Annotated in this window: 31 protein-coding genes; 22 read left to right on the top strand and 9 right to left on the bottom strand. The window is 72.3% G+C overall.

Translation table 11 applies throughout. From position 1 onward, the window contains the following. Positions 1–70: 70 nt before the first annotated feature. Positions 71–931, top strand: coding sequence for a phosphatidylinositol-specific phospholipase C (locus ACFY0D_RS30690; RefSeq protein WP_390801286.1), 861 nt, complete (start codon positions 71–73; stop codon positions 929–931). Here the strand turns inward: ACFY0D_RS30690 and ACFY0D_RS30695 are convergent. The 3 genes from ACFY0D_RS30695 to ACFY0D_RS30705 form a co-directional block, all read right to left on the bottom strand. Further along, a complete protein-coding gene (locus ACFY0D_RS30695) occupies positions 911–2356 on the bottom strand; it encodes a sensor histidine kinase (RefSeq protein ID WP_390801245.1) in 1446 nt (481 codons plus the stop codon). The genes ACFY0D_RS30690 and ACFY0D_RS30695 overlap by 21 nt on opposite strands. After that, on the bottom strand, positions 2353–3084 hold the full coding sequence (locus ACFY0D_RS30700; RefSeq protein WP_390801246.1) for a response regulator transcription factor: 732 nt from the start codon (positions 3082–3084) through the stop codon (positions 2353–2355). Before ACFY0D_RS30700 ends, ACFY0D_RS30695 begins: the two co-directional genes overlap by 4 nt. Before the next feature lie 75 nt (positions 3085–3159). Further along, positions 3160–4431 carry a S1C family serine protease gene (locus ACFY0D_RS30705; protein ID WP_390801247.1) on the bottom strand — a complete coding sequence of 424 codons (1272 nt, stop codon included), beginning with the start codon at positions 4429–4431 and terminating at the stop codon, positions 3160–3162. Positions 4432–4572: 141 nt separating this feature from the next. Here ACFY0D_RS30705 and ACFY0D_RS30710 point away from each other — a divergent pair, with 141 nt between their 5' ends. Beyond that, entirely contained in the window at positions 4573–5640 is a 1068-nt protein-coding gene (locus ACFY0D_RS30710; protein ID WP_390801248.1) for a MerR family transcriptional regulator, read from the top strand. A gap of 7 nt (positions 5641–5647) precedes the next feature. On the opposite strand, the gene ACFY0D_RS30715 is transcribed toward ACFY0D_RS30710, so the two are convergent. Together ACFY0D_RS30715 and ACFY0D_RS30720 are read right to left on the bottom strand one after the other, a co-directional pair. Beyond that, positions 5648–6670 carry a LacI family DNA-binding transcriptional regulator gene (locus ACFY0D_RS30715; RefSeq protein WP_390801249.1) on the bottom strand — a complete coding sequence of 341 codons (1023 nt, stop codon included), beginning with the start codon at positions 6668–6670 and terminating at the stop codon, positions 5648–5650. A gap of 78 nt (positions 6671–6748) precedes the next feature. Next, positions 6749–7546, bottom strand: a complete 798-nt coding sequence (locus ACFY0D_RS30720; protein WP_301369589.1) for a response regulator transcription factor — start codon at positions 7544–7546, stop codon at positions 6749–6751. Between the two features lie 461 nt (positions 7547–8007). On the opposite strand from ACFY0D_RS30720, the gene ACFY0D_RS30725 reads away from it, so the two are divergent. From ACFY0D_RS30725 to ACFY0D_RS30785, 13 genes are all read left to right on the top strand, one after another. Then, positions 8008–8262, top strand: coding sequence for a MoaD/ThiS family protein (locus tag ACFY0D_RS30725; protein WP_030387258.1), 255 nt, complete (start codon positions 8008–8010; stop codon positions 8260–8262). 10 nt (positions 8263–8272) lie between these two features. Next, positions 8273–9928: a hypothetical protein gene (locus ACFY0D_RS30730; protein WP_390801250.1), complete on the top strand. Its 1656-nt coding sequence runs from the start codon at positions 8273–8275 to the stop codon at positions 9926–9928. A gap of 63 nt (positions 9929–9991) precedes the next feature. Continuing rightward, positions 9992–10717: a DUF2993 domain-containing protein gene (locus ACFY0D_RS30735; protein ID WP_390801251.1), complete on the top strand. Its 726-nt coding sequence runs from the start codon at positions 9992–9994 to the stop codon at positions 10715–10717. Between the two features lie 161 nt (positions 10718–10878). Continuing rightward, entirely contained in the window at positions 10879–10962 is an 84-nt protein-coding gene (locus ACFY0D_RS30740; RefSeq protein ID WP_350206375.1) for a putative leader peptide, read from the top strand. 177 nt (positions 10963–11139) lie between these two features. Then, a complete protein-coding gene (locus ACFY0D_RS30745) occupies positions 11140–11985 on the top strand; it encodes a sulfurtransferase (RefSeq protein ID WP_390801252.1) in 846 nt (281 codons plus the stop codon). Between the two features lie 61 nt (positions 11986–12046). Further along, the gene (locus ACFY0D_RS30750) at positions 12047–12337 is read left to right on the top strand and encodes a DUF1416 domain-containing protein (protein WP_030011783.1); all 291 of its coding nucleotides are present in this window, start codon (positions 12047–12049) and stop codon (positions 12335–12337) included. Between the two features lie 164 nt (positions 12338–12501). Continuing rightward, positions 12502–12765 (top strand): DUF3099 domain-containing protein, encoded by a 264-nt coding sequence (locus ACFY0D_RS30755; RefSeq protein ID WP_052875676.1) that lies wholly within the window; start codon positions 12502–12504, stop codon positions 12763–12765. A 113-nt stretch (positions 12766–12878) separates the two neighbouring features. Further along, positions 12879–13670: a hypothetical protein gene (locus tag ACFY0D_RS30760; protein WP_390801253.1), complete on the top strand. Its 792-nt coding sequence runs from the start codon at positions 12879–12881 to the stop codon at positions 13668–13670. After that, a complete protein-coding gene (locus ACFY0D_RS30765; RefSeq protein WP_390801254.1) occupies positions 13667–14602 on the top strand; it encodes a hypothetical protein in 936 nt (311 codons plus the stop codon). Before ACFY0D_RS30760 ends, ACFY0D_RS30765 begins: the two co-directional genes overlap by 4 nt. Continuing rightward, positions 14599–15603 (top strand): hypothetical protein, encoded by a 1005-nt coding sequence (locus tag ACFY0D_RS30770; protein ID WP_390801255.1) that lies wholly within the window; start codon positions 14599–14601, stop codon positions 15601–15603. Before ACFY0D_RS30765 ends, ACFY0D_RS30770 begins: the two co-directional genes overlap by 4 nt. A gap of 337 nt (positions 15604–15940) precedes the next feature. Next, positions 15941–16513 carry an FABP family protein gene (locus ACFY0D_RS30775; RefSeq protein ID WP_030659031.1) on the top strand — a complete coding sequence of 191 codons (573 nt, stop codon included), beginning with the start codon at positions 15941–15943 and terminating at the stop codon, positions 16511–16513. 93 nt (positions 16514–16606) lie between these two features. After that, entirely contained in the window at positions 16607–17062 is a 456-nt protein-coding gene (locus ACFY0D_RS30780; protein WP_301369596.1) for a Fur family transcriptional regulator, read from the top strand. 21 nt (positions 17063–17083) lie between these two features. After that, positions 17084–18058, top strand: a complete 975-nt coding sequence (locus ACFY0D_RS30785; protein ID WP_390801256.1) for a YgfZ/GcvT domain-containing protein — start codon at positions 17084–17086, stop codon at positions 18056–18058. Positions 18059–18094: 36 nt separating this feature from the next. Here the strand turns inward: ACFY0D_RS30785 and dtd are convergent, their stop codons facing one another. Next, complete coding sequence (gene dtd, locus ACFY0D_RS30790; protein WP_384393261.1) at positions 18095–18520, bottom strand: D-aminoacyl-tRNA deacylase; 426 nt, start codon at positions 18518–18520, stop codon at positions 18095–18097. A gap of 136 nt (positions 18521–18656) precedes the next feature. Here dtd and ACFY0D_RS30795 point away from each other — a divergent pair, with 136 nt between their 5' ends. From ACFY0D_RS30795 to ACFY0D_RS30810, 4 genes are all read left to right on the top strand, one after another. Beyond that, positions 18657–19232 carry an AmfC protein gene (locus ACFY0D_RS30795; protein WP_390801257.1) on the top strand — a complete coding sequence of 192 codons (576 nt, stop codon included), beginning with the start codon at positions 18657–18659 and terminating at the stop codon, positions 19230–19232. A gap of 71 nt (positions 19233–19303) precedes the next feature. After that, positions 19304–20548, top strand: a complete 1245-nt coding sequence (locus tag ACFY0D_RS30800; protein ID WP_390801258.1) for a GNAT family N-acetyltransferase — start codon at positions 19304–19306, stop codon at positions 20546–20548. A gap of 30 nt (positions 20549–20578) precedes the next feature. Then, positions 20579–21388 (top strand): putative protein N(5)-glutamine methyltransferase, encoded by an 810-nt coding sequence (locus ACFY0D_RS30805; RefSeq protein WP_390801259.1) that lies wholly within the window; start codon positions 20579–20581, stop codon positions 21386–21388. 39 nt (positions 21389–21427) lie between these two features. Then, on the top strand, positions 21428–21958 hold the full coding sequence (locus tag ACFY0D_RS30810; protein ID WP_390801260.1) for a hypothetical protein: 531 nt from the start codon (positions 21428–21430) through the stop codon (positions 21956–21958). Here the strand turns inward: ACFY0D_RS30810 and ACFY0D_RS30815 are convergent. After that, positions 21925–22512: a hypothetical protein gene (locus ACFY0D_RS30815; protein ID WP_390801261.1), complete on the bottom strand. Its 588-nt coding sequence runs from the start codon at positions 22510–22512 to the stop codon at positions 21925–21927. The two genes, ACFY0D_RS30810 and ACFY0D_RS30815, sit on opposite strands and share 34 nt — an antisense overlap. Positions 22513–22674: 162 nt before the next feature. Between ACFY0D_RS30815 and ACFY0D_RS30820 the strand changes: the two genes are divergently transcribed. The 3 genes from ACFY0D_RS30820 (at position 22675) to ACFY0D_RS30830 (ending at position 24101) form a co-directional block, all read left to right on the top strand. Then, positions 22675–23058: a helix-turn-helix domain-containing protein gene (locus tag ACFY0D_RS30820; protein WP_390801262.1), complete on the top strand. Its 384-nt coding sequence runs from the start codon at positions 22675–22677 to the stop codon at positions 23056–23058. A 23-nt stretch (positions 23059–23081) separates the two neighbouring features. After that, positions 23082–23618 (top strand): hypothetical protein, encoded by a 537-nt coding sequence (locus ACFY0D_RS30825; RefSeq protein ID WP_390801263.1) that lies wholly within the window; start codon positions 23082–23084, stop codon positions 23616–23618. 141 nt (positions 23619–23759) lie between these two features. Continuing rightward, the gene (locus ACFY0D_RS30830; protein ID WP_390801264.1) at positions 23760–24101 is read left to right on the top strand and encodes a DUF2516 family protein; all 342 of its coding nucleotides are present in this window, start codon (positions 23760–23762) and stop codon (positions 24099–24101) included. A gap of 44 nt (positions 24102–24145) precedes the next feature. On the opposite strand, the gene ACFY0D_RS30835 is transcribed toward ACFY0D_RS30830, so the two are convergent. Continuing rightward, positions 24146–25546, bottom strand: a complete 1401-nt coding sequence (locus ACFY0D_RS30835; protein ID WP_390801265.1) for a PP2C family protein-serine/threonine phosphatase — start codon at positions 25544–25546, stop codon at positions 24146–24148. 394 nt (positions 25547–25940) lie between these two features. Further along, the gene (locus ACFY0D_RS30840; RefSeq protein ID WP_390801266.1) at positions 25941–26981 is read right to left on the bottom strand and encodes an NlpC/P60 family protein; all 1041 of its coding nucleotides are present in this window, start codon (positions 26979–26981) and stop codon (positions 25941–25943) included. Positions 26982–26985: the final 4 nt, after the last annotated feature.

Consider the following 26985-nt stretch of genomic DNA (forward strand, 5'->3'; position numbering starts at 1 on the left):
GGGCACGGGCACAGGCGCGAGCACAGGCACGGGCACAGGCACGGGCACAGGCACGGGCACAGGCACGGGCATGGACCGGCGGGCGTTTCTGGCCGGAGCGCTGGCCGCGGGCGCGGCCGTCGGACTGGGAGCCGCACCCGCCTCGGCCGCGACGCTCGGCACCCAGGACTGGATGGCCGGCCTCGGGGACTCCACCGCCCTGCAGCGCATGACGATCCCCGGCACCCATGACTCCGGCGCCACCAAGGGCGGCCTCTACGTCGCCTGCCAGAACACCTCGATCGCCCAGCAGCTCGACTCCGGGATCCGCTTCCTCGACATCCGCTGCCGGGTCACGGGCGGCTCCTTCGCCATCCACCACGCGGCCTTCTTCCAGGACCTGATGTTCGGGGACGTCCTCGTCGCCTGCGGGAACTTCCTCGCCGCGCACCCCTCCGAGACCGTCCTGATGCGCGTCAAGCAGGAGTACTCCGGGGAGAGCGACGCCACCTTCCGCGCCGTCTTCGACGACTACCTGGACCACCGCGGCTGGCGGCCCCTGTTCCGGATCTCCGACACCCTGCCCGCCCTCGGACAGGCCCGCGGCAAGGTGGTCCTGCTCGCCGACAACGGCGGCCTGCCGGGCCTGCGCTACGGCGACGGCAACGTCTTCGACATCCAGGACGACTACAACACCGAGCCCTTCGCCAAGCGCGGCCGGATCGAGAACCACTTCCGCAAGGCCGTCCAGCAGCCCGGCAGGCTCTTCGTGAACCACGTCAGCACCGCGGCGTACATGCCGCCCCGCTGGAACTCCGACCGGCTGAACCCGCAGGTCCACGGCTTCGTCGACGGCGGAGAACTGGCAGGCCGGACCGGGCTCGGCATCGTCCCGATGGACTTCCCGAACACCCGCTCCGGCCTGGTCGCCTCACTGATCCGGCACAACTGACGGATCGGACGGCGGCGGCATCGGCGCCCCCGGGATGCGGAGCACCGCCTCCGTGCCCGGGCCGCCGTCGGCCGCCGCCCGCAGCTCGGCGCTGCCGCCCGCGCGCGCCGCCGTACGGGCCACGATCGACAGGCCCAGCCCGCTGCCGGGCAGGGCGCGGGCCGACTCGGACCGCCAGAACCGCTCGAAGACGTGCGGGAGGTCCTCGGCCGGGATGCCCGGACCGTGGTCCCGTACGGTCAGCTCGCCCGCCCGCAGGGTCACCGCGACCGTGCCGCCGGGCGGGCTGAACTTCACCGCGTTGTCCAGGACGTTGACCACGGCCCGCTCCAGCGCCGCCGCCTCGCCCCGTACGTACCAGGGCCGCAGGTCCGAGTCGAAGCGGAGCTCCGGACCGCGCAGCCGGACCCGGGACAGCGCGGCCCCGGCGATCTCGTGCAGGGCGACCACCTGGAGCGGTCCCGGGGAGGCCGCGTCCGGCCGCGACAGCTCCTGCAGGTCGCCGATCAGCGAGGCCAGCTCCGTCATCTGCGCCTTCACCGAGGCCAGCAGCTCACGCCGGTCGTCGGGCGGGATGGCCCGGCCGGTCTCCTCGCTGCGGGCGAGCAGCTCGATGTTGGTGCGCAGCGAGGTCAGCGGGGTGCGCAGCTCGTGCCCGGCGTCCGCGATCAGCTGGGCCTGCCGCTCCTGGGAGGAGGCGAGGGCCGCCGTCATCGAGTTGAAGGACCGCGACAGGCGGGCGATCTCGTCGTCGCCCGTGTGCGGGATCCGTACCGTCAGGTCCTCGGTCCGGGCGATGTGCTCGACCGTGTCGGTCAGTTCGTCGACGGGCCGCAGCCCGGTCCGGGCCACCCACAGACCGGCGATCCCCGCGCCGACGACGCCGATCCCGGAGACCAGGAGCAGCACCCAGGCCAGGGTGGACAGCGGCTTGTCGATGTCGGCGAGCGGCTTGGCGATGGAGACGCCGCCGAAGACCTGGCCGGTGTTGGGGGCCACCACCGGGATCGTGTAGACGCGCATCTCGACGCCCTCGGAAGTCGTCACGGTCTGCAGGGTCTTGCCCCGCCTGCCCAGCGCGATCTCCTTGTCGGCCTCGGTCACCGGCAGGGCGGTCGGCCCGGCGACCCAGCAGTGGCTGCCGTCGGGCAGGACGATCTGGACGGTCGCGCTCAGGTTCCCGGCGATCTGCTGACGGGGCTGCTGCGGCGGCGGAAGACAGTCGTTCTGCATCAGGGTCCGGCTCAGCTCTGCGCCGACGTTCGTCGCGACGAGGGAGCGGTCGAGCTGCTCGCGAAGCTGGGTGCGGACCATCACCCACGACACCGCCGCGACCGCGGTCACCGCGAGCGCCACCGCCACCGTGACCAGCAGGGCGAGGCGGGAGCGCAGCGGCAGCGCGCGGAATCTGGCCGTCGGGCTCACTCGGGCCCGCTCTCGCCGGCACGCAGGGCGTAGCCGACCCCGCGCACGGTGTGGACGAGGCGCGGCTCGCCGCCGGCCTCGGTCTTGCGGCGCAGGTACATCACGTACACGTCCAGGGAGTTGGAGCTGGGCTCGAAGTCGAAGCCCCAGACGGTCTTGAGGATCTGCTCGCGGGTCAGGACCTGGCGCGGGTGCGCGAGGAACATCTCCAGCAGCGTGAATTCGGTCCGGGTCAGCTCCACCGACCGCCCGGCCCGGGTGACCTCGCGGGTCGCGAGGTCCATGCGCAGGTCGCCGAAGGTCAGGGTGTCCTCGTGGCTCTCGCCGACGGCCTGCGAGGTGGTGTAGGAGCTGCGGCGCAGCAGGGCGCGGACGCGGGCGAAGAGCTCGTCGAGTTCGAACGGCTTGACGAGGTAGTCGTCGGCGCCCGCGTCGAGGCCGGTGACGCGGTCGCCGACGGTGTCGCGGGCGGTGAGCATCAGGATCGGTGTGACGCTGCCGGAGGCCCGCAGTCGGCGGGCGGCCGTCAGCCCGTCCATCCGGGGCATCTGGATGTCCAGGACGATCAGGTCGGGGGCGTACGAGGCCGCCCGGTCGAGGGCGTCGAGCCCGTCGACGGCGGTCTGCACGGCGTACCCCTCGAAGGCGAGACTGCGGCGCAGGGCCTCGCGGACGGCCGGTTCGTCGTCGACGACGAGGATCCGCGCTTCGCCTTCGGCGGGATTCATGGATGGGTCTCCCAGGGGTGGTGGTCGGCCGTGGAGTGCGGCGCGTGACGGCGTCTCCAGCCTCGCACGGGTGGGTCAGAAGCTGGTGCCGAAGCCGCCCGCGGCGGAGCCGGCGCCGGATCCGCCGCCCGTGCCGGAGGAGCCCGCGCCGCCGGGGCCGCCCTTGCGCAGGGAGTCCAGGTCGGCCTTGATCGTGTCGACCGGGATGGCGAAGCCGAGGCCGACGCTGCCTGCGGCGGAGTTGCCGGAGGCGGGGGAGTAGATCGCCGACGGCATGCCCACGATCCGGCCGTTCATGTCGACGAGGGCGCCGCCGGAGTTGCCGGGGTTGAGGGAGGCGTCCGTCTGGAGGGCCTTGTACGAGGTGGTGTCGGAGCCGGTGTCCCCGTTGAACTGGCGGCCGCCGAAGGAGAACGGCCAGCTGTCCTCGCCCTGCTGCCGGCTCTGCGGGGACTGCTGCTCCGACTTCGGCACCTTCACCTCGCGGTTCAGCGCGGAGACGATGCCGCTGGTGACGGTGCCGGTGAGGCCGTCGGGCGAGCCGATGGCGACGACCTGGTCACCGACCTTGACGCCGCCGGAGTCGCCGAGCGTGGCGGGCTTCAGCCCGGATGCGCCCTGGAGTTTGATCAGGGCCAGGTCCTTGTCGGGGTCGGTGCCCACGATCTTGGCCGGGTACTTCTTGCCGTCGCTCATCGTCACCTGGATCTCGGCGGCGCCGCTCACCACGTGGTTGTTGGTGACGATCTCGCCGTCGGCGGTGAGGACGATGCCGGAGCCGGTGCCCTGGCCGGAGCCGGTGCGGACGTCGATGCGGACGACCGAGGGGCTGACCTGCTCGGCGACGCCGGCGACGGTGCCGGAGCTGGACTGCGAGACGGTGGTGCCGTCGACCCCGCCGGTGCTGCCGGCCTGCCGGTCCATCAGCTGCTGGACGGCGGCCGCGGTGCCGCCGCCGACCAGGGCCGCGGCGAGCACGACGGCGGCCAGCAGCGCGACGGGCCGCTTGGCACGGGGTGCGGGGGCCGCGGCGTGGGCCGGCCGGCCAGGGCCGCCGCCCTCACCGCCGCCGCCCTCGCCGCCGGCGCCCGCGGCCGCCGGGACCGTCTCGCCCGGGATGACCGGCGGCCGGTGCGCCTCGTGCCAGCCGGGCGCGGCCGGCGGGTACGAGGGCGGCGGCGGGTAGGCCGCCGCCCCGGCTCCGGCCCAGGCTCCCGCCCCGGCTTCGGCCCCGGCCTCCTGGGCCGGCCTGTTCCGCCCGCGCTGCCAGTCCTCGCCGAACGGCGCGTGCTGGGCCGGGCTGTTCTCCTGCGGGTACTCGCCTTCGCGGCGGAAGCTGTCGGTCATGACAACGACTCTGGCCGGAGATCATGAGAGCTTCCTGAGTCAGGCCTGAGAAGCCCGACAGAACCGCCTGCGACCGACATGAGAACCGGCCTTGACCCTCGACCTGGTGGAGGTCCCAGAGTCACGGGTGTGGAGAGCGAGATGCGCAGCATTGGCGAGATGGGCCGCGACAGCGGGCTGGGCGTGAGCGCGCTGCGCTTCTACGACCGGGTGGGCGTCCTGCCGCCCGCCCGGGTGGATCCGGCGACCGGATACCGCTGGTACGCGCCCGAACAGCTCGACGAGGCGCGGCTGCTGGCCCGGCTCCGGCAGGCGGGGATGCCGCTCGCGGACGTCCGGCTGGTCCTGGCGGCCTGGTCCGGCGGGGACACCGGCCTGGTGCCCCGGCTGCTGGACGGGCACCTGCGGCGGCTCGAACGCGAGCTCGCCGATGCGCGCGGCGCGCTCTCCGCGGTACGCGCCCGACTCGGACACAAGGAGAGCACCATGACCACCACCACCCGCACCCGCACGGCCCGGCTGACCGTGCCCGCCGCTGAGTTCGCGGCCGCGCTGGACTCCGTACGCTTCGCCGTCGGGACCGACCCCGAGCTGCCGGTGCTCGGCGGGATCCTCTTCGACGTGGAGGGGGAAGACCTGCACGTCGTGGCCACCGACCGCTACCGGATGGCCGTGGCCCGCGCGTCCACCACCGGCCACGGCGGTGAGCGGGTCCAGCTGACCGCGCCCGCCCCGCTCGTGGACGCCATGCGGGCCCTGCTGACCGGCGACTTCCCGGCCCTGCTCACCGTGGACGGGGACGGGATCGAGCTGGAGACGCAGGGCCGCCGGGTCGCCGGGCACGGCCTGGGCGAGGAGTTCCCCGACTACCGCCGCCTGACGCGGCTCCCCGAGGGCCGCCGCATCCCGCTGGACGTGCCGGCGCTGCGGCAGGGCCTGGCCGGGCAGGACGGCGAAAGGTGCGCCCTCGTCCTGACGGACACGGTGACCGTCGCCGACGAGGCCGTCGAGTCCGGCCTTGAGCCGGGCTACGGCTCCGGTGTCGCCGGGGACCGGGTGGGGGTCAACCCCGCCTTCCTCCTCGACGCGCTCGCCGTCGGGGACGACATGCTGCTGGAGTACGTCGGCCCCAAGGCCCCGCTGGTGCTGCTCCGCTCCGGCACCGAGGACGCCTTCTCCCTGCTGATGCCGTGCACGCTGGACGCGTGACCCGCGTTCAGCGGCAGCCGCAGGAGCGGCGGATCACCAGCGCCGACGGGAACTGCTTCAGCCGTTCCCGTCGGGAGCCGGCCACGCGCAGGCCGTCGTCCAGGACCAGGTCCACGGCCGCGCGGGCCATCGCCGGGCGGTCCGAGGCGATCGTGGTCAGCGGCGGATCGGTGAGGGCGGCTTCCTTGACGTCGTCGAAGCCGGCGACGGCCAGTTCCCCGGGCACGTCGATGCGCAGCTCGCGCGCGGCGCGCAGCACACCGATCGCCTGGTCGTCCGTGGCGCAGAAGACGGCCGTCGGCCGGTCGGGCCGCGCCAGGACCTCCAGGGCGACCCGGTACGCGTCGTAGCGGTTGTACGGGGCCTCGATGAGCCGGCCCTCGACCGAGCGGCCGGACTCCTGCATGGCCCGGCGCCAGCCCTCGACGTGGTCGGCGACGGGGTCGCCGACGGACGGGGTGTTCTCGACGCCGCCGATGCAGGCCACGTACTCGTGGCCGTGCTCCAGCAGGTGACGGGTGGCGAGCTGGGCGCCCCCGATGTCGTCCGTGACGACGGCGACGTCGTCGATCGCCTCCGGCCGCTCGTGCAGCAGCACGACCCGCGCGTCCCAGGCCTCGATCTCGCTTGCGGCCTGCTCGCTCATGCCCTGGCTGACCAGGATCAGGCCCGACACCCGCATGCCGAGGAAGGCCCGCAGGTAGTGGACCTCGCGCTCGGTGCGGTAGTCGGAGTTGCCGACCAGCACCATTTTCCCTCGCTCGGCGGCGGCCTGTTCGACCGCGTGCGCCATCTCCGCGAAGAACGGCTGGCGGGCATCCGGGACGATCATGCCTATGAGGTCGGTGCGCCGCGAAGCCATCGCCTGGGCGACCCGGTCCGGGCGGTAGCCCAGCTCCTTGATCGCGGCGAGGACACGCTCGCGCGTGGCCGGGGCAACCGGCCGGGGTCCGTTGTTGATGACGTAGCTCACGACGGCGGTAGAGGTACCCGCAAGTCGCGCCACGTCGTCCCGCGTCACCTTGGCCACGCGCGGCAGTCTACGCGGGGTGACCTACCTCTGGGCAGGGCGTCCTGCCGAGTGGATGCTCACAGCGCGTTCGGCCGATCAGGTGACGGACGAAGCCTGCTGCGCGGTGGTCTGCGCGGCCGTCTGCGGTGCCGTCCTCTCGGCGGCCTGGGCCGCGGCCTTGGCCGCCGCCTGGGCCGCGGCTTCCGCCGCCGCCCGCTCGACCTTCTCCGGCGTGACGAAGCGGTAGCCGACGTTGCGGACCGTGCCGATCAGGGACTCGTGCTCGGGGCCGAGCTTCGCGCGCAGCCGCCGTACGTGCACGTCGACGGTTCGGGTGCCGCCGAAGTAGTCGTAGCCCCACACCTCCTGCAGCAGCTGGGCGCGGGTGAAGACCCGGCCCGGGTGCTGGGCGAGGTACTTGAGCAGCTCGAACTCCTTGAAGGTGAGGTCCAGCACCCGCCCCTTGAGCTTGGCGGAGTACGTGGCCTCGTCCACCGACAGGTCACCGTTGCGGATCTCCATCGGGGAGTCGTCCGAGCCCAGCTGCTGACGGCCGGTGGCCAGTCGCAGCCGCGCCTCGACCTCGGCCGGACCGGCGGTGTCCAGGAGGACGTCGTCGATGCCCCAGTCGGCGGTGACGGCCGCCAGGCCGCCCTCGGTGACGACCAGGATCAGCGGACAGCCGGGTCCGGTGGAGCGGAGCAGCTGGCACAGCGACCGCACCTGCGGCAGGTCGCGGCGGCCGTCCACGAGGATGACATCGGCTCCCGGGGTGTCCACCAGGGCGGGGCCCTCGGCCGGGGCGACCCGGACGTTGTGCAGCAGCAGGCCGAGGGCGGGCAGCACCTCGGTGGACGGCTGCAGGGCGTTGGTGAGCAGCAGGAGTGAGCTCACGACCGACCACCTGCCCGGGTCGGACGGTGGTGCACGGTTCGCTGGTCCATCACGTCGGTTCCTCCTCGGTCCCGTCGAGGACATGCGTGGTACTGCTTCGTACGTCTTGCCCGGCGTCCCCGCGGTCCCCGCGCCCTGGGGTCCGCATGGATACCACTGTTCTCGGTCCGTTCAACGTGCTGAAAGCACAAAAGGACCCGGGGGCAACGTTGCCCGGATCCTCTCGCCAAGCAGAATAGCCCACCCGTCGATGCGTGGCCGAGGCTTCTTCCGCTTCCACTTCTGTGGTTCATGCCACGCTCCCGCCCTGCGTATGCCCGGGTTTCACCGGATCGGGGGCCCGCCGACCGGTACTTCGGGGCCACCCGGGCGCACACCCGGCGCGTCGGGGCACGCCGGGGTCGGCGGTGGGAGGGGCCATCATGGAGGCCGACGGTAGAGAGCCGACGATAGGAGCTGCAGTGGCAACCGGAACCATCCGCTACTGGGCGGCGGCCAAGGCCGCGGCCAAGACGGCGGAGGAGCCGTACTCGGCGGGCACACTGGCCGAGGCGCTCGACGCCGTGCGGGAGCGCCACCCCGGGGAGCTGACCCGGGTCCTGCTGCGCTGCTCCTTCCTCGTGAACGACGAGCCTGTGGGCAAGCGCCCGCATGATTCCGTCCCGCTGACCGAGGGGGGCACCGTCGAGGTGCTCCCGCCGTTCGCGGGCGGGTGAGCGGGAGCCGATGAGTACCCCTGAGGAACAGCAGCGCCGGCAGTACGCGCAGCAGCAGCACCAGCAGCACCAGCAGCAGGAGGACCCGTACGGGACCCAGACCTGGCAGTCCGACACCTGGGACACCAGCCACCAGCCGGTGCATCCGCCGCTGGGCGCGGTGCCCGGGCAGCCGGTGGCGCCCGAGGGCTGGTTCCGCGACGAGGCCCCGGCGGCCCCGTCCGCCCCGGGCCCCTGGCCGGACGGCTCCGCCCCCGCCGGCGGCGGCTACGCCCCGGCCCCCGAGCCGTACCGGCAGCCGGTGGCTCCGGAGAGCTGGTTCCGGGACGAGGCCCAGGCTCCGGCGCCTGCCGCGGCTCCGGTCCAGGACTGGCCGCAGGGCGCCGAGACGGCCTATCTGCCGCCGTACCCGGGCCCCGGGCCCGACCAGCAGTACCAGCCCCAGCAGGAGCAGCAGCAGGAGCAGCAGCACCGGCAGCCGGTGGCTCCGGAGAGCTGGTTCCGGGACGAGGCCCAGGCTCCGGCGCCCGCCGCGGCTCCGGTCCAGGACTGGCCGCAGGGCGCCGAGACGGCCTATCTGCCGCCGTACCCGGGCCCCGAGCACGACCAGCAGTACCAGCCCCACCACCACCAGCAGCAGCACCAGCCCCAGCAGTCGCCGCCGGTCGAGGAGACCGCCCGGGGGTACCTCCCGGCGGTAGCCGGGGGAATGCCGCCGGTGGTGGACGCACCCGCCGCCGAGCAGACCGCGTACATGCCGCCGGTGGTGGACGCACCCGCCGCCGAGCAGACCGCGTACATGCCGCCCCAGTCGGCGGCCACCCCGGGCGAGGACCCGGCCGAGGCCCCCGGCGAGCCGCAGGAAATCACCTCCTGGTCCCCGCCCACCCTCGCCGGCAACACCCTGCGCGCCGTCGACCCCGCCCAGGCCCGCGCCGAGGGCCGGTCGCCGATCATCGACCCCGGTCCGCAGTCCGCCATACTGACCGCCGTCCTCGGGCTGCTGCTCGCCGTGGCCGCCGCCTTCGGGCAGTACGCCCTGCTCCTGCCGCTGATCGCCCTGCAGGGCCTCACGGCGGCCGGCTGGTTCCGCCTGAACGGCATGTGGCCCGCCCGCCAGGGCATCGCCCTCGCCTTCGCCGGAGCCGTCGTCGCCGACGTGGCCGTGCTCGCCGTCGACCCCACGTACGGACCCGGAGCGATCGTCGGGACCCTCGGCGCCTGGGTGCTGCTCACGCTCGTCCTGCAGCTGCGCAGCCACGCCGATCCCGACGAGCGGATGTACGGGCTGATGGCCTCGGTGGCCTCGGCCGCCCTCGCCATCATCTGCGCCGGCTATCTCGCGGCCGATTCCGCCGCCGCCACGGTCGGCGCCGCGGCCGTCGCGGTCGCCGTCTTCGCCCGTGCGCTGCCGCTGCCCGCCGCCCCCTCGGTCGGCGTCTCGCTGGCCGCGGCCGCCGGCGCGGGCATCGCGGTCGGCGGGCTCACCTCGGTCGGTACGGGCGGGGCACTGATCGGCCTCGTCGCCGGGGTGTGCGCGCTGGTCGGGCTGCGCGTGGCGGCGTACGACTACCCGTCGAAGTTCGTGCACATGACGGCCGGCGTGGCCCTGCCGCTCGCGGCGGCCGCCCCCGCCGTGTACCTGATCGGCCGGGTGGTGGGCTGATCCCTGTCTGACGAGCCGCATGGTCAACTAGAACGCACGTACCGATTAGTAGGGGGAGGGAACGTGCGTTTCCTGCGCGTCGTTGTGATCATCGGAGTGGTTCTGGGGGCCCTGTTCGTGGGCGTGGACCGCTGGGCTGCGAGTTACGTCGAGAACCGGCTGGCCGACCGAATACAGGCCCGGCAGGGCCTGGCCGGTTCCTCGGAGGTAGAGGTCCACGGCTTCCCCTTCCTGACCCAGGTGCTCAGCCGCGACCTCGACCGGGTCGACCTCAAGCTGCGGGGCGTCGAGGTCACCGCCGAAGACCGCAAGACGCGGCTGTCGGAGCTGGACGCGAGCTTCCGGGGCGTGAAGCTGAACGGCGACTACAGCGGCGGCACCGCTGACCGGGCCGAGGGCAGCGCGCTCATCACCTACGCCGACCTGACGGCGGCCTCGCAGACCGGCGCGACCCTCTCCTACGGCGGGGCGCCGGGCAAGGTGAAGGTCACCGCGTCGGTGGACGTCTTCGGCAAGGTCCTGACGCACAGCGTGGTGTCGACCGTCACCCTTGAGGACGCGCCGGCCGGGAAGGGCGGAAAGGGCGGCAAGATCGTCCGCGTGCGCGCCGACGAGGTGCCCGGCGGGGGTGTTCCGGTGGTCGAGAAGGCGATCCGGAAGAAGACCGACTTCGACCGTGATCTCGGCAGCGGCATGCCGGCCGGACTCCAGCTCTCGTCCCTGACCTCGGACGAGGCCGGTGTGCACCTCACGCTGGGCGGCACGAACGTGGTGGTGGCCGGATCGTGAGACGGTGCGGTCCGATCCGCAGAAGGACGGGCCGCACGGCAGGTCCCGGGGGCGGCGCGGCGGCCGCCCTGGGGCTTCTTATCCCAATATTCGGACGATCCTGTCTCGATATATGACACGCCGGTGACAGGGCGGCTGATTCGTCCCTACGATCCATGGCTATGAAGCATCAGCAGGCGGACCTCACGAAGCGACGGGCAGTAGACCTGTGTCGCGTCGCCGCCATGCTCTGTCGATCCATGTGAACTGTGAGCGCATCCGCTCCATCGACCGGACGACGGCCCCAACGGCCTTTCCCGCGTGACCGCACCAGCCTCCTGAACCCCTGACGCCTCCCCGCGCAGGACCTTGAGTGCACCCGCAGGCACGCAGTACGCGTCACCCGCACCGCCCCGCCGCACACTGCCCCGGAGGAGAACATCATGAGCCGCAGCGACGTCCTCGTAGACGCCGACTGGGTCGAGGCCCACCTGAACGACGACAATGTCGTCATCGTCGAGGTGGACGAGGACACGTCCGCGTACGACAAGAACCACATCACCAACGCCGTCCGGATCGACTGGAAGACCGACCTCCAGGACCCGGTCCGCCGCGACTTCGTGGACCAGGAGGGCTTCGAGAAGCTCCTCTCGGCCAAGGGCATCTCCAACGACGACACCGTCGTCCTCTACGGCGGCAACAACAACTGGTTCGCGTCCTACGCCTACTGGTACTTCAAGCTCTACGGCCACCAGGACGTGAAGCTCCTCGACGGCGGCCGCAAGAAGTGGGAGCTCGACTCCCGCGACCTGGTCGACGGCAAGGACGTCCCGAACCGCCCGGCCACCGCGTACAAGGCCAAGGCCCAGGACACCTCCATCCGCGCCTTCCGCGACGACGTCGTGGCCGCGATCGGCTCCCTGAACCTGGTCGACGTCCGTTCGCCCGACGAGTTCTCCGGCAAGCTGCTCGCCCCGGCGCACCTGCCGCAGGAGCAGTCGCAGCGCCCCGGCCACGTGCCGAGCGCCCGCAACATCCCGTGGTCGAAGAACGCCAACGACGACGGCACCTTCAAGTCGGACGACGAGCTGACCGCCCTCTACCAGGCGGAGCAGGTCGATCTGGCGAAGGACACCATCGCCTACTGCCGCATCGGTGAGCGCTCCGCGCTCACGTGGTTCGTGCTGCACGAGCTCCTGGGCCAGGAGAACGTCAAGAACTACGACGGTTCGTGGACCGAGTACGGCTCGCTCGTCGGTGTGCCGATCGAGCTCGGCGCCAACAAGTAACCAGACGACCGGGCACGCGACGCCCCTCGTAGTACGACCTCTCTAGGACAGGACAGAGAACATGTGTGGAGCACAGATCGGCGGGCCCGACCTCGCGACGCTGAAGCCCGGTGAGACCGCCATCCAGGGCCAGATCACCAAGGACGGCGAGCCGGTGTCCGGCTACGTCCGCCTGCTGGACTCGACCGGCGAGTTCACCGCGGAGGTCCCGACCTCGGCGACCGGCCAGTTCCGCTTCTACGCCGCCACCGGCTCCTGGACGCTGCGGGCGCTCGTCCCGGGTGCCCAGGCGGACCGTGCCGTGGTCGTCGCCGAGGCCGGCGGCGTGACGGACGTGGCGATCGCGGTCTGAGCACCGCACATGTGATCGCCTGATCGAACGGCCGAAGGGCCGCACCCCCGGGGGTTGGACGCCACTGGAACGGGGTGCGGCCCTTCGTGCCGTCCGCGTCCGTCCACGTCCGTCCCCTCCCTCCGCCCCCTTGCGCGCGGGGGCGCCGGACCTACGCTGGAGGCATGTACGCCCGGCGCCGGCGCGCCTACTTCCTGCTCATGGGCGGATGCCTGGTCCTCTTCGTCTCCGCCTGGGCCGTCGTGCGCCTGTGGTCGGTCGAGGCGGCGGTGGCGATGTGCGTGGTCGCCATGGTCATTCCGCCGGTCGCCGCGATGATCGCCAACCGGCGCGGACCGGACGACCGCTGGTGGGACGACCCGTCGGGCGACCCGAAGTCCGACGAGTGGTGGGACGAACTGGACGGAAAGCGGCGGCACGAGGATTGAAACCTCACGAGACGAGAATGTGATCTTCGTTCGTACAACTGCTCCCTCGCGGTGTGGGTCATGGGGTACGCGCGGGTAATCAGCCTGCGCCTGCAGTCCTGTGGGGGACCCCTTTGGAACACGAACAGACCATCCCGGAGCAGCGGAAAGAGGGGGAGAGTGCACCGGAGCCGGACACTTCGGTCCCGCGCCGCCGGGTGGGGCGCACGGCTCTCCTGATCGCGGGCGCGGCCGTGCTCGGCGTCCTGGCCGGGACGATCACCGGCTACGCGGTCCAGTACCACCGCGAGCCCACCCCGCTGCCGCCGCTGGCCCAGCAGGAGATGGCAGCGCCGCAGCCGCAGGCGATGGGCGACGCCACGACCCGGCGCTCGATCAACGCCAACCGCTGGCACAAGGCGGACGAGGAACTGGCCAAGAAGCTGCTGGACGTGCCGGGCGGGGCGAAGACCGAGTTCTGGGGCAGCGCTTCCGTCGACGAGTTCTCCGCGGGGTACTTCGAGGACCCCTCCGGCGGTCTCGGCGGCCTCATCTCCGACCGGGTCCAGAGCATCGCCAGCGCGCAGTGGTCCGAGTCCGACCGGAACTTCGTCGAGATCAACCTGCTCCAGTTCCACGACCGCGACGGAGCCGAGGACTTCCAGAAGGGCATCGAGGAGTACATGCCCACCAAGAAGTTCGCGGGCAACGCGGGCAAGGAGGTTCCGGGTGTTCCCGAGGACTTCGGGCAGCTGTGGATCAACTCGAAGGCGCACGAGGAGCCCGGCTACCACCCGCTCCTGGGGGCCCGTGCCGTCGTCCGGCGCGGCGACATCGTGATGAGCGTCAAGTACACGAACAACCGCGGCGAGATCGACGAGAACGTCCTGGTCGAGCTGGTCAAGCGACAGATGGAGCGGCTGTGAGCGAGCAGCAGAACGTGACCGGGGCCGAGACGGAGGCCGTGACCGAGGTCAAGGCCGAGGTCAAGGCCGAGTCCGAGGCCGTGACCGGTGTCGTGACCGAGGCCGGGGTCGAGGCCGACGCAGCGGCCCCGCCCGGGCAGGAGCAGCCGCAGGACGCCGCCGGTCCCGCGCGCAAGGCGAACCGCAAGGTGGTCAAGCTGGTGGCGGCGGCCGTGGGTGTCGTCGTCCTCGCGGGCGCCGGCGTCGGCGCCGCGCTCGCGCTCAAGGACGCGGACCGGACCTCGCCGACTCGGTACTGGCTGGCGGAGGACCACACGACGGGCGGTACCCAGGCACCCGTGCCGTCCGTGCCCCCGAACGCGCTCACGGGCAAGCTGCTGCCGCTGCCCGACAACTACTGGGCCGGCCCCGACATCGACAAGGAAGGCAACTACTACTTCCTGTCGGGCGAGCGGGCGCTGGAGAGCTTCAAGGAAGCCCGTACGGGTCTGTCCAGCAGCGAGCGCGCCGAGCGGGACAAGGCCTTCGCCGACCTGAAGCTCAAGGGTCTGGCCGGACGCAGCTACTCGCGCAGGGACGGGGACGGGAACGCGACCGCCGAGATCGAGCTCCTCCAGGCCGACCCGGCGCAGCTCGCCAAGTTCGGTGAGTTCACCAACAAGCTCATCGAACTCGTCGGTTCCGACGGCGACGCGCCGAAGGTGGACGGCTACCCCCAGGCCAAGTGCTCGGTGGACCCCATCGTCATCGAGAGGGAGAGCAAGGAGGGCAAGAAGAAGGACCAGATCGAAGCCCTCGACTGCCTGGCCGTCGAGGGAGACGTCATGGTGAGTTTCCGGATGTACGGGACCAAGGGATTCGCGGTGAAGGACGCCGTGGGCCTCTTCAAGCAGCAACTCGACCACCTCAAGTCCCCCGGAGAGTCCGCGTGAGCGAGCAGACCGACACCGCCGCCGTGCCCACGCCCGAGGCTGAGCCCACGTCCGCGCCCGCTCCCGCGCCCGCTAACGCGCCCGCCCCGGAGGCGACCGAGGCGGCCACCGAGGCGGTCGCAGAGGTCACAGAGGCCCCGGAAGCCCCGGAAGCCCCCGAGGCCGCGACCGAGCCCAGCCCCGGGGCCGCCCCGCCCGCCCCGCCCAAGGACCGGCGGGGGCTGTTCGCCGCCCTGCGCTGGACCGCCGCCGTCGCCGTCTTCGCGGTCGTCGGCACGGGGGTCGCGTACGGGATCACCCAGCCCGAGCGCACCGACATCCCGGGCCTGTCCACCGAGGACGACGGCCGCTGGACGTTCCCGGTGCTGTCCCGGCCCGCGCTGCCCGCCGGCGCCCCGGTGCCCCAGGGCCCGGACAACAAGGACGGGACGCACTACGCGCCGCTCACCGGCCTGCTCCTGCCCGCTCCCGAGGGCGCCAAGGCCGACGACGCGGTCAAGGCGGACAAGGACGGGGCGGTGTCGGCCGACACCTTCCTGGAGGAGTACACGCCCGAGGCCCGCGAGAAGCTGAAGAAGTCCCTCGAATGGGACGGGCTGCGGCAGATCACCGGCCGGGGCTGGACCACGGCGGACGGCACGCGTACGCACGTGTACCTGCTGCGCTTCCACTCGTCCGGCTTCGTGGACGCGTTCAAGGGCTGCGACACCAACGCGCGGTTCAACGGCATCTCGGCCCTGGACCTGGACGACGTCTGGAGCAAGGCCAAGAACACGCAGATGAACAGCACCACGCTGGACTTCCCGGGGGCGGCCAACTTCGACGGCACCGACCTCAGCGTGTACCAGGAGGTGAAGCCCTTCCTCGGCGAGGAGCAGACCAAGATCGGGTGCCTCCGGACGGGTGATGTCCTGGGCATGGTCATCCAGACCCGCAAGGGCGAGGTGGCCCCCGTCACCTTCCACCAGTCGGTGATCCTGCAGAGCCAGCTGCTGAGCTGACCGCCGGCCGGCAGCCGGCCGGCAGCCGGGCCGCAGCCGGGCCGCAGCCGGGCCGGAGCCGGGCCGCAGCCGGGCCGGCTGCCGGGGTACGGGCCACCTCACACAGTGCGCCCGGCCCCGGGCCAGTAGGCTGGGGAACCGGCCCGTACCCCCCGAACGAATTCCGAGGAGCACCCCGTGCTTGAGGCAGTCTTCACCTCCCTGCTGGTCCTGGTCTGCGTCGGCGTCATGGCCTTCACCGGCCTGGCCGTCAAGAAGCTGTACCAGGGTCAGCGCTGAGCATCCGCCCAGCAGACCGCCCCGGAACCCCTCCCACAGATCGCCTGAGCAGCCATTCATGATCCAGATCCCGTCCGACCTGAACCCGGGCCTCGTCCCCCTCGCCTTCCTCCTCGGCAACTGGGAGGGTGCGGGAGTCTTCGACTTCCCCGGTGAGGAGAAGTGCAACTTCGGCCAGGAGGTCGTCTTCAGCCACGACGGCCGGGACTTCCTGGAGTACACCTCCCACACCTGGGTCCTCGACGCCGAGGGCAACAAGGTGCGCCCGCTGGAGTCCGAGTCGGGCTACTGGCGCATCGACAAGGACCGCAAGGTCGAGATCGTCATGGTCCGTGACCAGGGCGTCGTCGAGGTCTGGTACGGCGAGCTCGCCGACCAGAAGCCCCAGATCGACCTGGTCACCGACGCGGTCGCCCGTACCGCGGCCTCCGGCCCGTACAGCGGCGGCAAGCGGCTCTACGGCTACGTGAAGAGCGACCTCATGTGGGTCGGCGAGAAGGCCACCCCGGACGTCGAGCTGCGTCCGTACATGTCGGCCCAGCTGAAGAAGGTCGTCACGCCCGAGGAGGTCGCCGAGATGGCGCGCAACCTCCCGGACATGCCGGACGACGGCATCGCCTTCTTCCGCTGAGTCCACAGGCTGTACTCAACGCTGTACGCAAGGCTGTGCGAAAGGGGACCGCGGGAACGCCCGTGGTCCCCTTCGCGCGCATACACTGGCCGGGTGGGGAGCAGCGTGGACACCGAAAGCTCTGACTGGAAGAGCGACCTGCGGCAGCGCGGATACCGGCTGACACCGCAGCGCCAGCTCGTGCTCGAAGCGGTCGACGCCCTGGAGCACGCCACCCCGGACGAGATCCTCGCCGAGGTACGCAAGACCGCCTCCGGGGTCAACATCTCCACCGTCTACCGCACCCTTGAGCTCCTGGAGGAGCTCAAGCTGGTCTCGCACGCCCACCTCGGGCACGGAGCCCCCACCTACCACCTCGCCGACCGGCACCACCACATCCACCTGGTCTGCCGCGACTGCGCCGAGGTCATCGAGGCGGACGTGGACATCGCCGCCGAGTTCACGGCGAAGCTCCGTACCACCTTCGGCTTCGAGACCGACATGAAGCACTTCGCGATCTTCGGGCTGTGCCGCAAATGCGCTGCCAAGCAGCGTGCCGCTCAGGCATAGCAGGGTCGTACGCTTGGTCCCATGACCAGCAGCCCTTTGCTCCATCTCCCCGGCGCCGTACCGGCCGAAGGCCGTGACGAGGGCGTCGCCGCCCACTACGGCGAGCTGTACGGCGAACAGCGCACCCTCGCGGAGGGGCGCGGCTTCGTCGACCTCTCACACCGCGGAGTCGTCACCGTCAGCGGGCCGGAGCGCCTGAGCTGGCTGCACCTGCTGCTCACCCAGCACCTCACCGAGCTGCCCGCCGGGCAGGCCACCGAGGCGCTGATCCTCTCCGCCAACGGGCACATCGAGCACGCGCTCTACCTCGTCGACGACGGCGAGACCACGTGGGCGCACGTGGAGCCGGGTACCCAGGGCGAGCTGATCGCCTACCTGGAGTCCATGAAGTTCTTCTACCGCGTCGAAGTCGCCGACCGCACCGAGGAGTTCGCGGTCGTGCACCTGCCGGCCGGCTCCATCGCCGAGGTCACCCAGGACAAGGAGCACATCGTCCGGGAGACCGCGTACGGCCGGGACGTCCTCCTGCCCCGCGCCGAGCTGGAGTCCTTCGCCGCCGCGCACGGCCCGGCCGCGGGCCTGCTCGCGTACGAGGCCCTGCGCGTCGAGGCGCACCGGCCGCGGCTCGGCCAGGAGACCGACCACCGCACCATCCCGCACGAGCTGGGCTGGATCGGCACCGCCGTGCACCTGCAGAAGGGCTGCTACCGCGGCCAGGAGACGGTCGCCCGCGTCCACAACCTGGGGAAGCCGCCGCGCCGCCTGGTCTTCCTGCACCTGGACGGCTCGGAGGTGCTGCTCCCGGCGCACGGCACGCCGGTGCGGCTCGCCTCGGACGGCGAGGAGGGCCGTCAGCTGGGCTTCGTGACCACGGCCGTCCGCCACCACGAGCTGGGCCCGATCGCGCTCGCGCTGGTCAAGCGGAACGTGCCGGTCGACGCGCCGCTGCTGGCCGGGAAGACGGCCGCCGCGCAGGAGGTCGTCGTAGCGCCCTGACCGCTGCGGTCGGATGTCTCGGACGGTTCGGACGTCTCAGATGTCGATGACGATGGTGAACGGGCCGTGATTGGTCAGCGAGACCCGCATGTCCGCGCCGAACCGGCCCGTCTCCACCGTCGCACCCAGCGCGCGCAGCTGCGCCACGACCTCGTCGACCAGCGGCTCGGCCACCGGACCTGGAGCCGCCGCGTTCCAGGTGGGGCGGCGGCCCTTGCGGGCATCGCCGTAGAGCGTGAACTGGGAGATCACCAGCAGCGGTGCGCCGTTGTCGCTGCAGGACTTCTCGCCCTCCAGGATCCGTACGGACCACAGTTTGCGGGCCAGCAGCTCCGCCTTCTCCGGGGTGTCGTCGTGGGTCGCCCCCACCAGCACGCACAACCCCTCGCCGACGATCTCGCCCACGGTCTCGCCGCCCACGACGACGCTCGCGCCGTCCACCCTCTGCACCACTGCTCGCATACCACCTGTGTACCAGGCTTGCACCCGTCCGGGGCCGATCGGGTGGAGTGGGACTGCGTGGGGGCCACGGGGAGTGGCACGATGCACGCAGGCGGTGCGGGTACGCCGCACCGGTCGAGGGGACGGACCCGAACGCATGAATACTTCTGGTACCTCCGTACCTGCATCACCCACTTCCGTCGCAGCTGCCGCGGTACGACCGCCCGCGCAGCGCACGGCCGAGACGCAGGGGCCGCCGAGCCCGACCACCGCACTCGGGCTGCCGGAACTGCGCGCGCTGCGCCGTGACGCGCAGCGCGACGAGGCCGATCTGAGCTACGTGCGCAGACTGCTCCAGGGCCGCATCGACATCCTGCGGGCGGAGCTGGCCCGGCGGACGGACCCCGAGGCGCCGGTGGTGGACCGGCTCTCGGTGATCCTCGCCGACGCCCCGTCCAGCCGCAGCGCCTCCGCCCGGCACGTCACGCTCGGCACCCCGCACAGTGAGGAGTACCGGCTGCTGGCCGCGGAGATGCTGGCCGACGTGGAGCTCTCGGACCTGGGCGCCCGTACGGACGGCGAACTGCACGACGGGATGGGGCGGCTGGTGCGTTACGAGCAGCAGGTCTCACGGCGCCGCCAGCAGCTCCAGCGCACGGTGGACGACTGCAGCGCGGAGATCACCCGGCGGTACCGGGAGGGCGAGGCGCAGGTGGACGACCTGCTGGCGTAGCGACCGGGGTGGAGAACCGGCGGAGAAAATTCGGGCGACCGCCGGCGGCCGGGAGATTAGCGTGGGCGGCTATGAGTGCTGACGTCCGGCCGATCGCCGAATCCGAACTCCCCGACTGGGTGCGCACCGTGCACACCGGTTTCCTGACCATCTCCCGGGTGACCGAGGCCGACATAGCCCAGCGCGCCAAGTACTGCGACTTCTCCCGGACTCAGGGGGCGTTCGACCCTGACAGCGGTCGCTGCGTGGCCGCCCTGCGCTCCTTCCCGCAGGAGCTGACCGTGCCCGGCGGGGCGGCCGTCCGCACCACCGCGATCTCCAGCGTGGGCGTGCTGCCCACCCACCGCCGCCAGGGCCTGCTGACCCGGATGATGGCCGCGGAGTTCGCCGCCGCCGAGGCGCGCGGCGACGCGCTCGCCACGCTGATCGCCGCCGAGTACCCGATCTACGGGCGGTACGGGTTCGGGCCCGCCACCTCCCTCGCGGAGTGGGAGATCGACGTGGCGCGCACCGGGCTCGACCGGCGGCTGTCGGTGCCCGTGGACGGCGGGCGGATCGAGCTGGTGGACATCGAGGAGCTGCGGCGGGTGGGGCCCGAGCTGCACGAGCGCCTGCGGGCGATGACGCCCGGGGCCGTGAACCGGGACGAGCGCTGGTGGAGCCTGGCGACCGGCCTGGAGCAGTGGTCGTACCGCCCCTACCAGGACAAGTTCCATGCCGTGTACCGGACGGCGGAGGGGGAGGTGGCCGGCCTCGCCGTCTACAGCGCCGACGACCACTGGACGGACGCGAAGCTTCCGCAGAACACCGTGCAGGTCAAGGACCTGCTGGCGGTCACCCCGCAGGCGGAGCGGGCACTGTGGCAGTTCCTGTGCTCGATCGACTGGGTGCTGAAGGTCCGCACCGGCTACCGGGCCCCCGACGACCTCGTCCCGCAGCTGCTGCCCGACCCGCGTGCGGCCCGGATCGTCACCTCATCGGACTTCCTGTGGGTGCGGCTGCTGGACGTCGTACGGGCGCTGGGCGCGCGGACGTACGAGGTGCCCGGGGTGCTCGTCCTGGAGGTCACGGACGAGACGGGGCCGGCGGCCGGCCGCTACCGGCTGGACGCGGGCACCGGCGTGTGCGACCGGACCGAGGAGGCGGCGGACCTGCGGCTGGACGTGGCCGTGCTGGGATCCTTGTACCTGGGGGACGCGTCCGCGGTGCGGCTGGCCGCGCTGGGACGGGTCACGGAGGAACGTCCGGGGGCGGTCGTGCTGGCCGACGCGGTGTTCCGTACCGCGCGCCGCCCGTGGTGCCCCGACATCTTCTGAGGGCCTGGGACAACTGCGTACCGATGGCCGATGGCCGCCGGCCGAAGACCGAGGACCGAGGACCGAGGACTGAACTCTGTGACATCACTTGTGGAATCCCTGCGTGCGGCGGGCTGCGTCTTCGCGGAGGAGGAGGCGGAACTGCTGACCGGGGCCGCCACCGACGCGGACCACCTGGCGCGGCTGCTGGCCCGCCGGGTGGGCGGCGAACCCCTGGAACACGTCGTCGGCTGGGCGGAGTTCTGCGGGCTGCGCATGGAGGTCGGTGCGGGGGCCTTCGTACCGCGCCGGCGCACCGAGTTCCTGGTGCGGGAGGCGGTGGCGCTGGCCCGGCCCGGCGCGGTGGTACTGGACCTGTGCTGTGGGGTCGGCGCCCTGGGCGCGGCGGTGGCCGCGCAACTGCCGGGCGGCGTGGAGCTGCACGCGGCGGACATCGACCCGGCGGCGCTGGTGTACGCGCGGCGCAACGTGGCCCCGTACGGCGGCCGGGTGTGGGAGGGCGACCTGTACGCGGCGCTCCCGTCCTCGCTGCGCGGCCGGGTGGACGTGCTGGTGGTCAACGCCCCGTACGTGCCGACGGAGGAGATCGTCCTCATGCCGTCGGAGGCGCGGGACCACGAGCCGCTGGTCTCGCTGGACGGCGGGGCCGACGGCCTGGACATCCACCGCCGGGTGGCGGCGGGGGCGCTGCCCTGGCTGGCCCCGGGCGGCCACCTGCTGATCGAGACGAGCGCCCGCCAGTGCCCGTCGACGGCCTCGGCCCTGACCTCGGCGGGCCTCGCGGTGCGGGCGGTGACCTCGGAGGAGCTGTACGCGACGGTGGTCATCGGCACGGCCTGACACGGCCCGGTGGCCCTCGGGCCTTCGTAGGGTGGGGGCATGACGGGGAGCGGGGGGCCTGCGGAGGCGGAGCGCGCGGGGCTGCTGTCGGCACCGGGCGAACCGGCTGCGGCGTCGGACGGCCCAGAGGTGTTCGACGTGCTGCCCGGCACGGGTCTGGCTCTGCCGCACCGTGCCGGCGTCCTGCGGTTCGGCATGCCCGGGCGGGAGGCCCGGTGGGCCGTCGCGACCTTGGCGGACGTGCGGGAGACCTGGGTCTGCGGGACGGGCTGGGCCTTCACCGCCCGCTACGAGGGCCTGGAGCTGCTCGCCTACGGGGACTGCCCGGACCGCCTCGGCCGCCCCGGCCACGACCGGCACGGTCTGGCAGCCGTCCACCTCGGCCGGTGCGGGCCGGGACCGGCCGGGCCGTCCGCCGTCCCGGTGGTCCTCCACGACGTCGACCTGTTCGGGTACCCGGCCGGCGAGGTGCTGGAGGCCCTCGGAGCGGGCCCGCACCCCGGGGTGAGCCTGCCGCAGGCGGGATCCCCGACCGGCTACCTGTCGGAGGTACGGCTCTCGGTCCCGTAGTCGAGCGGGTCCTGGGCGAGCGGGACCGGCGCGGCCAGGGCCTCGTCGTAGGCGGGGCGCGGGAAGACGTACGGGCCCAGGGGCAGTTCGCCCCACTGCGGCCGGTGGATCTGGTGGAAGCCGGACCAGGTGACCTCGCTCTGCGTGGCGCGGACCGTGGCGAGCAGGGGCCAGCAGGCGTCGATCCCGCAGGGGCAGCTCAGGAGGTACAGGGCGCCGGTGTTGTCGTCGCGGAGCTCCGGTGGTGCCTCGCCCAGGAAGTGGGCCCGGGCCCGGGCGCCGTCGGCGTCGTCGTCCAGGTGCAGCGGAGCGTGCTGGCGCAGCAGGAACTCCTCGCGCTCCTGCGGGGTGTCGTCGTCCTCGTCGAGCTCCTGGCTCCAGAGCGCGCGCGTCGCCTGCGCGACGAGGACGCGCAGGTCGGTGCCGTCGATGCGGATGGCCCAGGCGGTGAGGTGCGGGAAGCCGGGGTGGGGGACGCGCAGGAACTCCACCCGGTGCGGGATGGTTGGGGCGGTCGGGACGGTCGGGGCCGGCGGGACGGGCGGCAGACTCATGCGCCCCATCCTGTGGGGCCCGCCCGACCGGATCCACCGAGTATCGCCACGGCAAGGGCGGGACGGACGGCGGAGGTCAGGGTCTCGACCGCGCCCCACCCGGTGGGAGATGTTGCAAGCGGGTCGCTTGCAATAGTTAGCAAGGTCGGGCAGGATCTGAGCATGGCATCGCTCAACGTCGGAAATCTCGGCGAGTACCTCCGTGAGCAGCGTCGGCAGGCTCAGCTTTCGCTGCGGCAGCTGGCCGAGCAGGCGGGGGTGTCGAATCCGTACCTGAGCCAGATCGAGCGCGGGCTGCGCAAGCCGAGCGCGGACATCCTGCAGCAGCTGGCCAAGGCGCTGCGGATCTCCGCGGAGACGCTGTACGTGCAGGCCGGGATCCTGGATGAGCGGGACCCGGACGAAGTGGAGACGCGAGCCGTCATACTCGCCGACCCGTCGATCAACGAGCGGCAGAAGCAGGTGCTGCTCCAGATCTACGAGTCGTTCCGCAAGGAGAACGCGCTCGACGCGCCCGCCGACGAGATGCCGTCGAAGCCGAACTGAAGTTGATCCGGGAGGACCAGCACATGGCCATCGCCGATGACCTGAAGAAGACCCTCACCGACCCCACTCCCCTCTACTTCGCCGCCGGCACCGCCGACCTGGCCGTGCAGCAGGCCAAGAAGGTGCCCGACCTGATCGAGCAGCTGCGCGCGGAGGCTCCCGCGCGCATCGAGGCCGTGAAGAACACGGACCCGAAGGCTGTGCAGGAGGCGGTCACCGCCAAGTTCGCCGAGGTGCTCGGCGCGATCGACCCGAAGAAGATCGGGGAGACCGCCCAGGACCTGGCGCTGCGCGGTGTCGGCGTGGCCGCGGAGTACGCGGTGCGCGCCAAGGAGACCTACGACAAGGTCGCCGTGCACGGCGAGCAGGCCGTGCGGAACTGGCGGGGCGAGGTCTCCGCCGAGATCGTCGACATCGCCGTGGCCGTCGAGCCCGAGGCCGAGCCGGCTTCGGAGCCGGCCGCCGAGGCCGCCGCAGCGGAGAAGCCCGTCGCGAAGAAGGCCCCCGCGCGCAAGACCACGGCCAAGAAGGCCGTGGTCACGGCGGACGACGCGAGCTGACGCGCAGCCGCATGAGCGACGGCGGGCCGGGCACCCTTCAGGTGCCCGGCCCGTTGTGGTTCATGAAGGGGCCTGTGCCGGTAGCGTGGAGTCGGGCGGCATCGGAAGTGCGAAGCAGAAGCTGAGAAGGCGGTCGAAGCGATGTTGATGGAAGGGTTCGATCGAGGCGTGATCCCGTTCCTCGGGCTCGTCATGCTGGTGCTCGCCGTCGTGGCCTTCGTGTTCGCCCTGGTGGCGCGGGAGGACGCGTACCGGGCGGCCGACAAGCAGAGCAAGACCTTCTGGCTGGTCATCCTCGGCGTCACCGTGGCCGTGGACTTCTTCCTGGGGATGCTGTTCCTGCAGATCGCCGGTCTCGTCGCGACCATCGTGTTCTTCGTCGACGTACGCCCGGCCCTCAAGCAGGTCTCGGGCGGCGGTGGCGGCCGGCGCGGCGGCAGCAGCAGCGACGGCCCGTACGGGCCCTACAACGGCGGACGGTAGGCGGACCCGGAGCGCCGACGGCTTCGGCGCGTTCGGCGCGCGGCTCAGCCCTCGGCGCGGGAGAGCAGGACCACGGCCACGTCGTCGGTCAGCTCGCCGCCGTTGAGCCGGCGGGCCTCGGTGACGGAGGCCTCCAGCAGGCCCTCACCGCTCAGACCGCGGTCCAGGTGGCGGTTGATCATGTCGACCATGCCGTCCTGGCCCAGACGTTCCTTGCCCTCGCCGATGTGGCCCTCGATCAGGCCATCGGTGTAGAGCATCAGGCTCCAGGTGCCGCCGAGCTCCACCTGGCGGCGCGGCCAGCGGGCCCGGGGCAGCAGCCCGAGGGCCGGGCCGCTGTTCTCGTACGGGAGCAGCCGCGCGCGGCGGCCCGGCCGGGAGATCAGCGGGGCCGGATGGCCGGCCAGGCACAGACCGGCACGGCGTCCGTCCGGGGCGATGTCGACCGTGCACAGCGTCGCGAATATCTCCTCGCACGGCCGCTCCACCTCCAGGACCTCCTGGAGGGTGGACAGCAGGTCGTCGCCGCAGAGGCCGGCCAGGGTCAGGGCGCGCCAGGCGATGCGGAGCTCGACGCCGAGCGCGGCCTCGTCGGGGCCGTGGCCGCAGACGTCGCCGATCATGGCGTGGACGGTGCCGTCGGGGGTGCGGACGGTGTCGTAGAAGTCACCGCCGAGCAGGGCCCGGCTGCGGCCGGGGCGGTAGCGGGCGGCGAAGCGGAGGTCGGAGCCCTCCAGCAGGGGCGTGGGGAGCAGGCCGCGTTCCAGCCGGGCGTTCTCCTGGGCGCGCAGTTTCGATTCTGCGAGCTTGTACTGGGCGATGTCCGCCCGTTTTCTCTCCACGGCGTAGCGGATGGCGCGGCTCAGCAGCCGGCCGTCCAGCTCGTCCCGGAAGAGGAAGTCCTGGGCGCCGACCCGGACGGCCTCGGCGGCGCGCTCGGCGTCGTCCTCGCCGGTGAGGACGAGGACGGCGTGGCGCGGGGCGATGCGCAGCACCTGGCGGAGGGCGACCAGCTGGTCCACGGCGGTGGCGGTGGCGGTGCCGGTCCCGTTGGCGGCGCCGGTTCCGTTGGCCGAGCCATTGGCCGCCCCGTTGGCCGCAGCTCCCGGCGTGCGGGCGCTGGCGTCCGGGAGGGACAGGTCGAGGAGGATGCAGTGCACGTCGGGCGTGAGCAGCCGCTCGGCCTCGGTGAGGTTGCGGGCGGTGCGGATCCGGATGCGGTGGCCGTCCGCGTCGAGGATCTCCGGGACGGTGAGGCCGCCTGCCGGGTCGTCCTCGATGACCAGGAGGGTCAGCGGGCTCGTGTGAGGGGTCGCTTGAGGCGGCGTGTGAGGGGTCGCTTGCGCGACGCCCGTGGCGGCTACGGCCGGGGCGGCGGTGTGCAGAACGGCCTGACCGCTCTCCGTGGCCGAGGTGTCCCTCTGCCGCGGTACGGGTACGGGCATCGTCTCCGGTTCCTTCCCTCCCCCCGAGGGTGCGCTCGTCCGGCAGACCCTAGCGGTCCCGGCCCGGCGAACGGAATGCCGTTCTTGGTGAGGGCCTCCGGCATATGCGGTTATCGCGGGGGAAAATCGGCCTCACTGGATGACAAAGGTCACGGCGGGGCCGTGTTCCGTCCCGTCCAGCGAGACGTGTCCGAGCCCCCGGAGGTTGCCTCCACCCCCGCGTCGGGCCGGCGCGGGGGTGGAGGCCGAAAGACCGGGGCTCCGCCCCGGACCCCGCGCCGTGCTTCCCAGCCCCTCCGGCGTTTGAGGAGCGGGGTCCGGGGTGGAGCCCCGGCGGGGCGCCGAGCGGCAGGGGGCCGCGCCCGGACACGTACGCCGGGCGACCCCGCAGGGGCTACGCGTCGGGTCGGACCACTGCCTTGATCGGCATCGAGCCCGCGCCCGCCATCGTGATGTTCCGGCCGGGGCGCGGGGCGTGGACCATCGCGCCGTCGCCGACGTACATGCCGACGTGGCTGGCGTCGTCGAAGTAGATGATCAGGTCGCCCGGGCGCATGTCCTTCAGCGCGACCTTCGGCAGCAGCCGCAGCTGCTCCTGCGAGGTGCGCGGGATGCCCTTGCCCGCCGCCAGCCAGGCCTGGGAGGTCAGCCCGGAGCAGTCGAAGGACGCCGGGCCCACGGCGCCCCATTTGTACGGCTTGCCCATCTGGGCGGTGGCGAACTGCACGGCCCGCTTGCCCGCATCCGTGGCCGCGCCGTTGACGTCCTTCATCGCGCCCGTCGACAGCCATGCCGTCTGCGCCTTGTACTGGGCTTCCTGCTCCAGCTGGATCAGCCGGGCCTTCTCCTCGGCCTCCAGCTTGCTCTCCAGCTCCTCGGCGGCCTTGATCTTCTCCTCGATCTGCTTCTTGGACTCCTCCGACTTGACCCGGTTGGCCTCCAGGGTGGCCCAGCGCTCGCTCGCCTCCTGGGCGTAGCGCTGCAAATCGGCCTGGGTCCGGTCCAGTTCGGAGAGCATGCCCGAGGTGGCCTTCTCGCCCTGGCGCAGCCGGCCCGCCCCGTCGAGGTAGTGGTTCGGGTCGTCGCTCAGCGCCAGCTGCGCGCCCGGCGGCATCCCGCCCGAGCGGTACTGGGCGCGGGCGGCGGCGCCCGCCCGGTTCTTCAGGGCGGTGATCCTCTCCTTGCCGGCGACGACGAGGTTGGCGATCTCGACGATCTTGTCCGACTGGGCCTTGGTCTCGGCCTCGGCGAGGTTGTAGGCGTCCGTGGCGGTGCCCGCCTGCCGGTACAGCTCCTCGATCTCCTTGCGGACCTGTTCCAGGGACTTGCCGCCCGGTTCGGGGAGGGGCGCGGCCGGAGCCGCCGGGGTCGCCGGCGCCGACGGAGCCGCGTACGCCATGCCCGTCGCGAGGCCCGGCACCGTCAGTACCGCCATCGTG

It is taken from the genome of Streptomyces sp. NPDC001502, from assembly GCF_042894785.1.
Taxonomy (GTDB): Bacteria; Actinomycetota; Actinomycetes; order Streptomycetales; family Streptomycetaceae; genus Streptomyces; species Streptomyces kutzneri.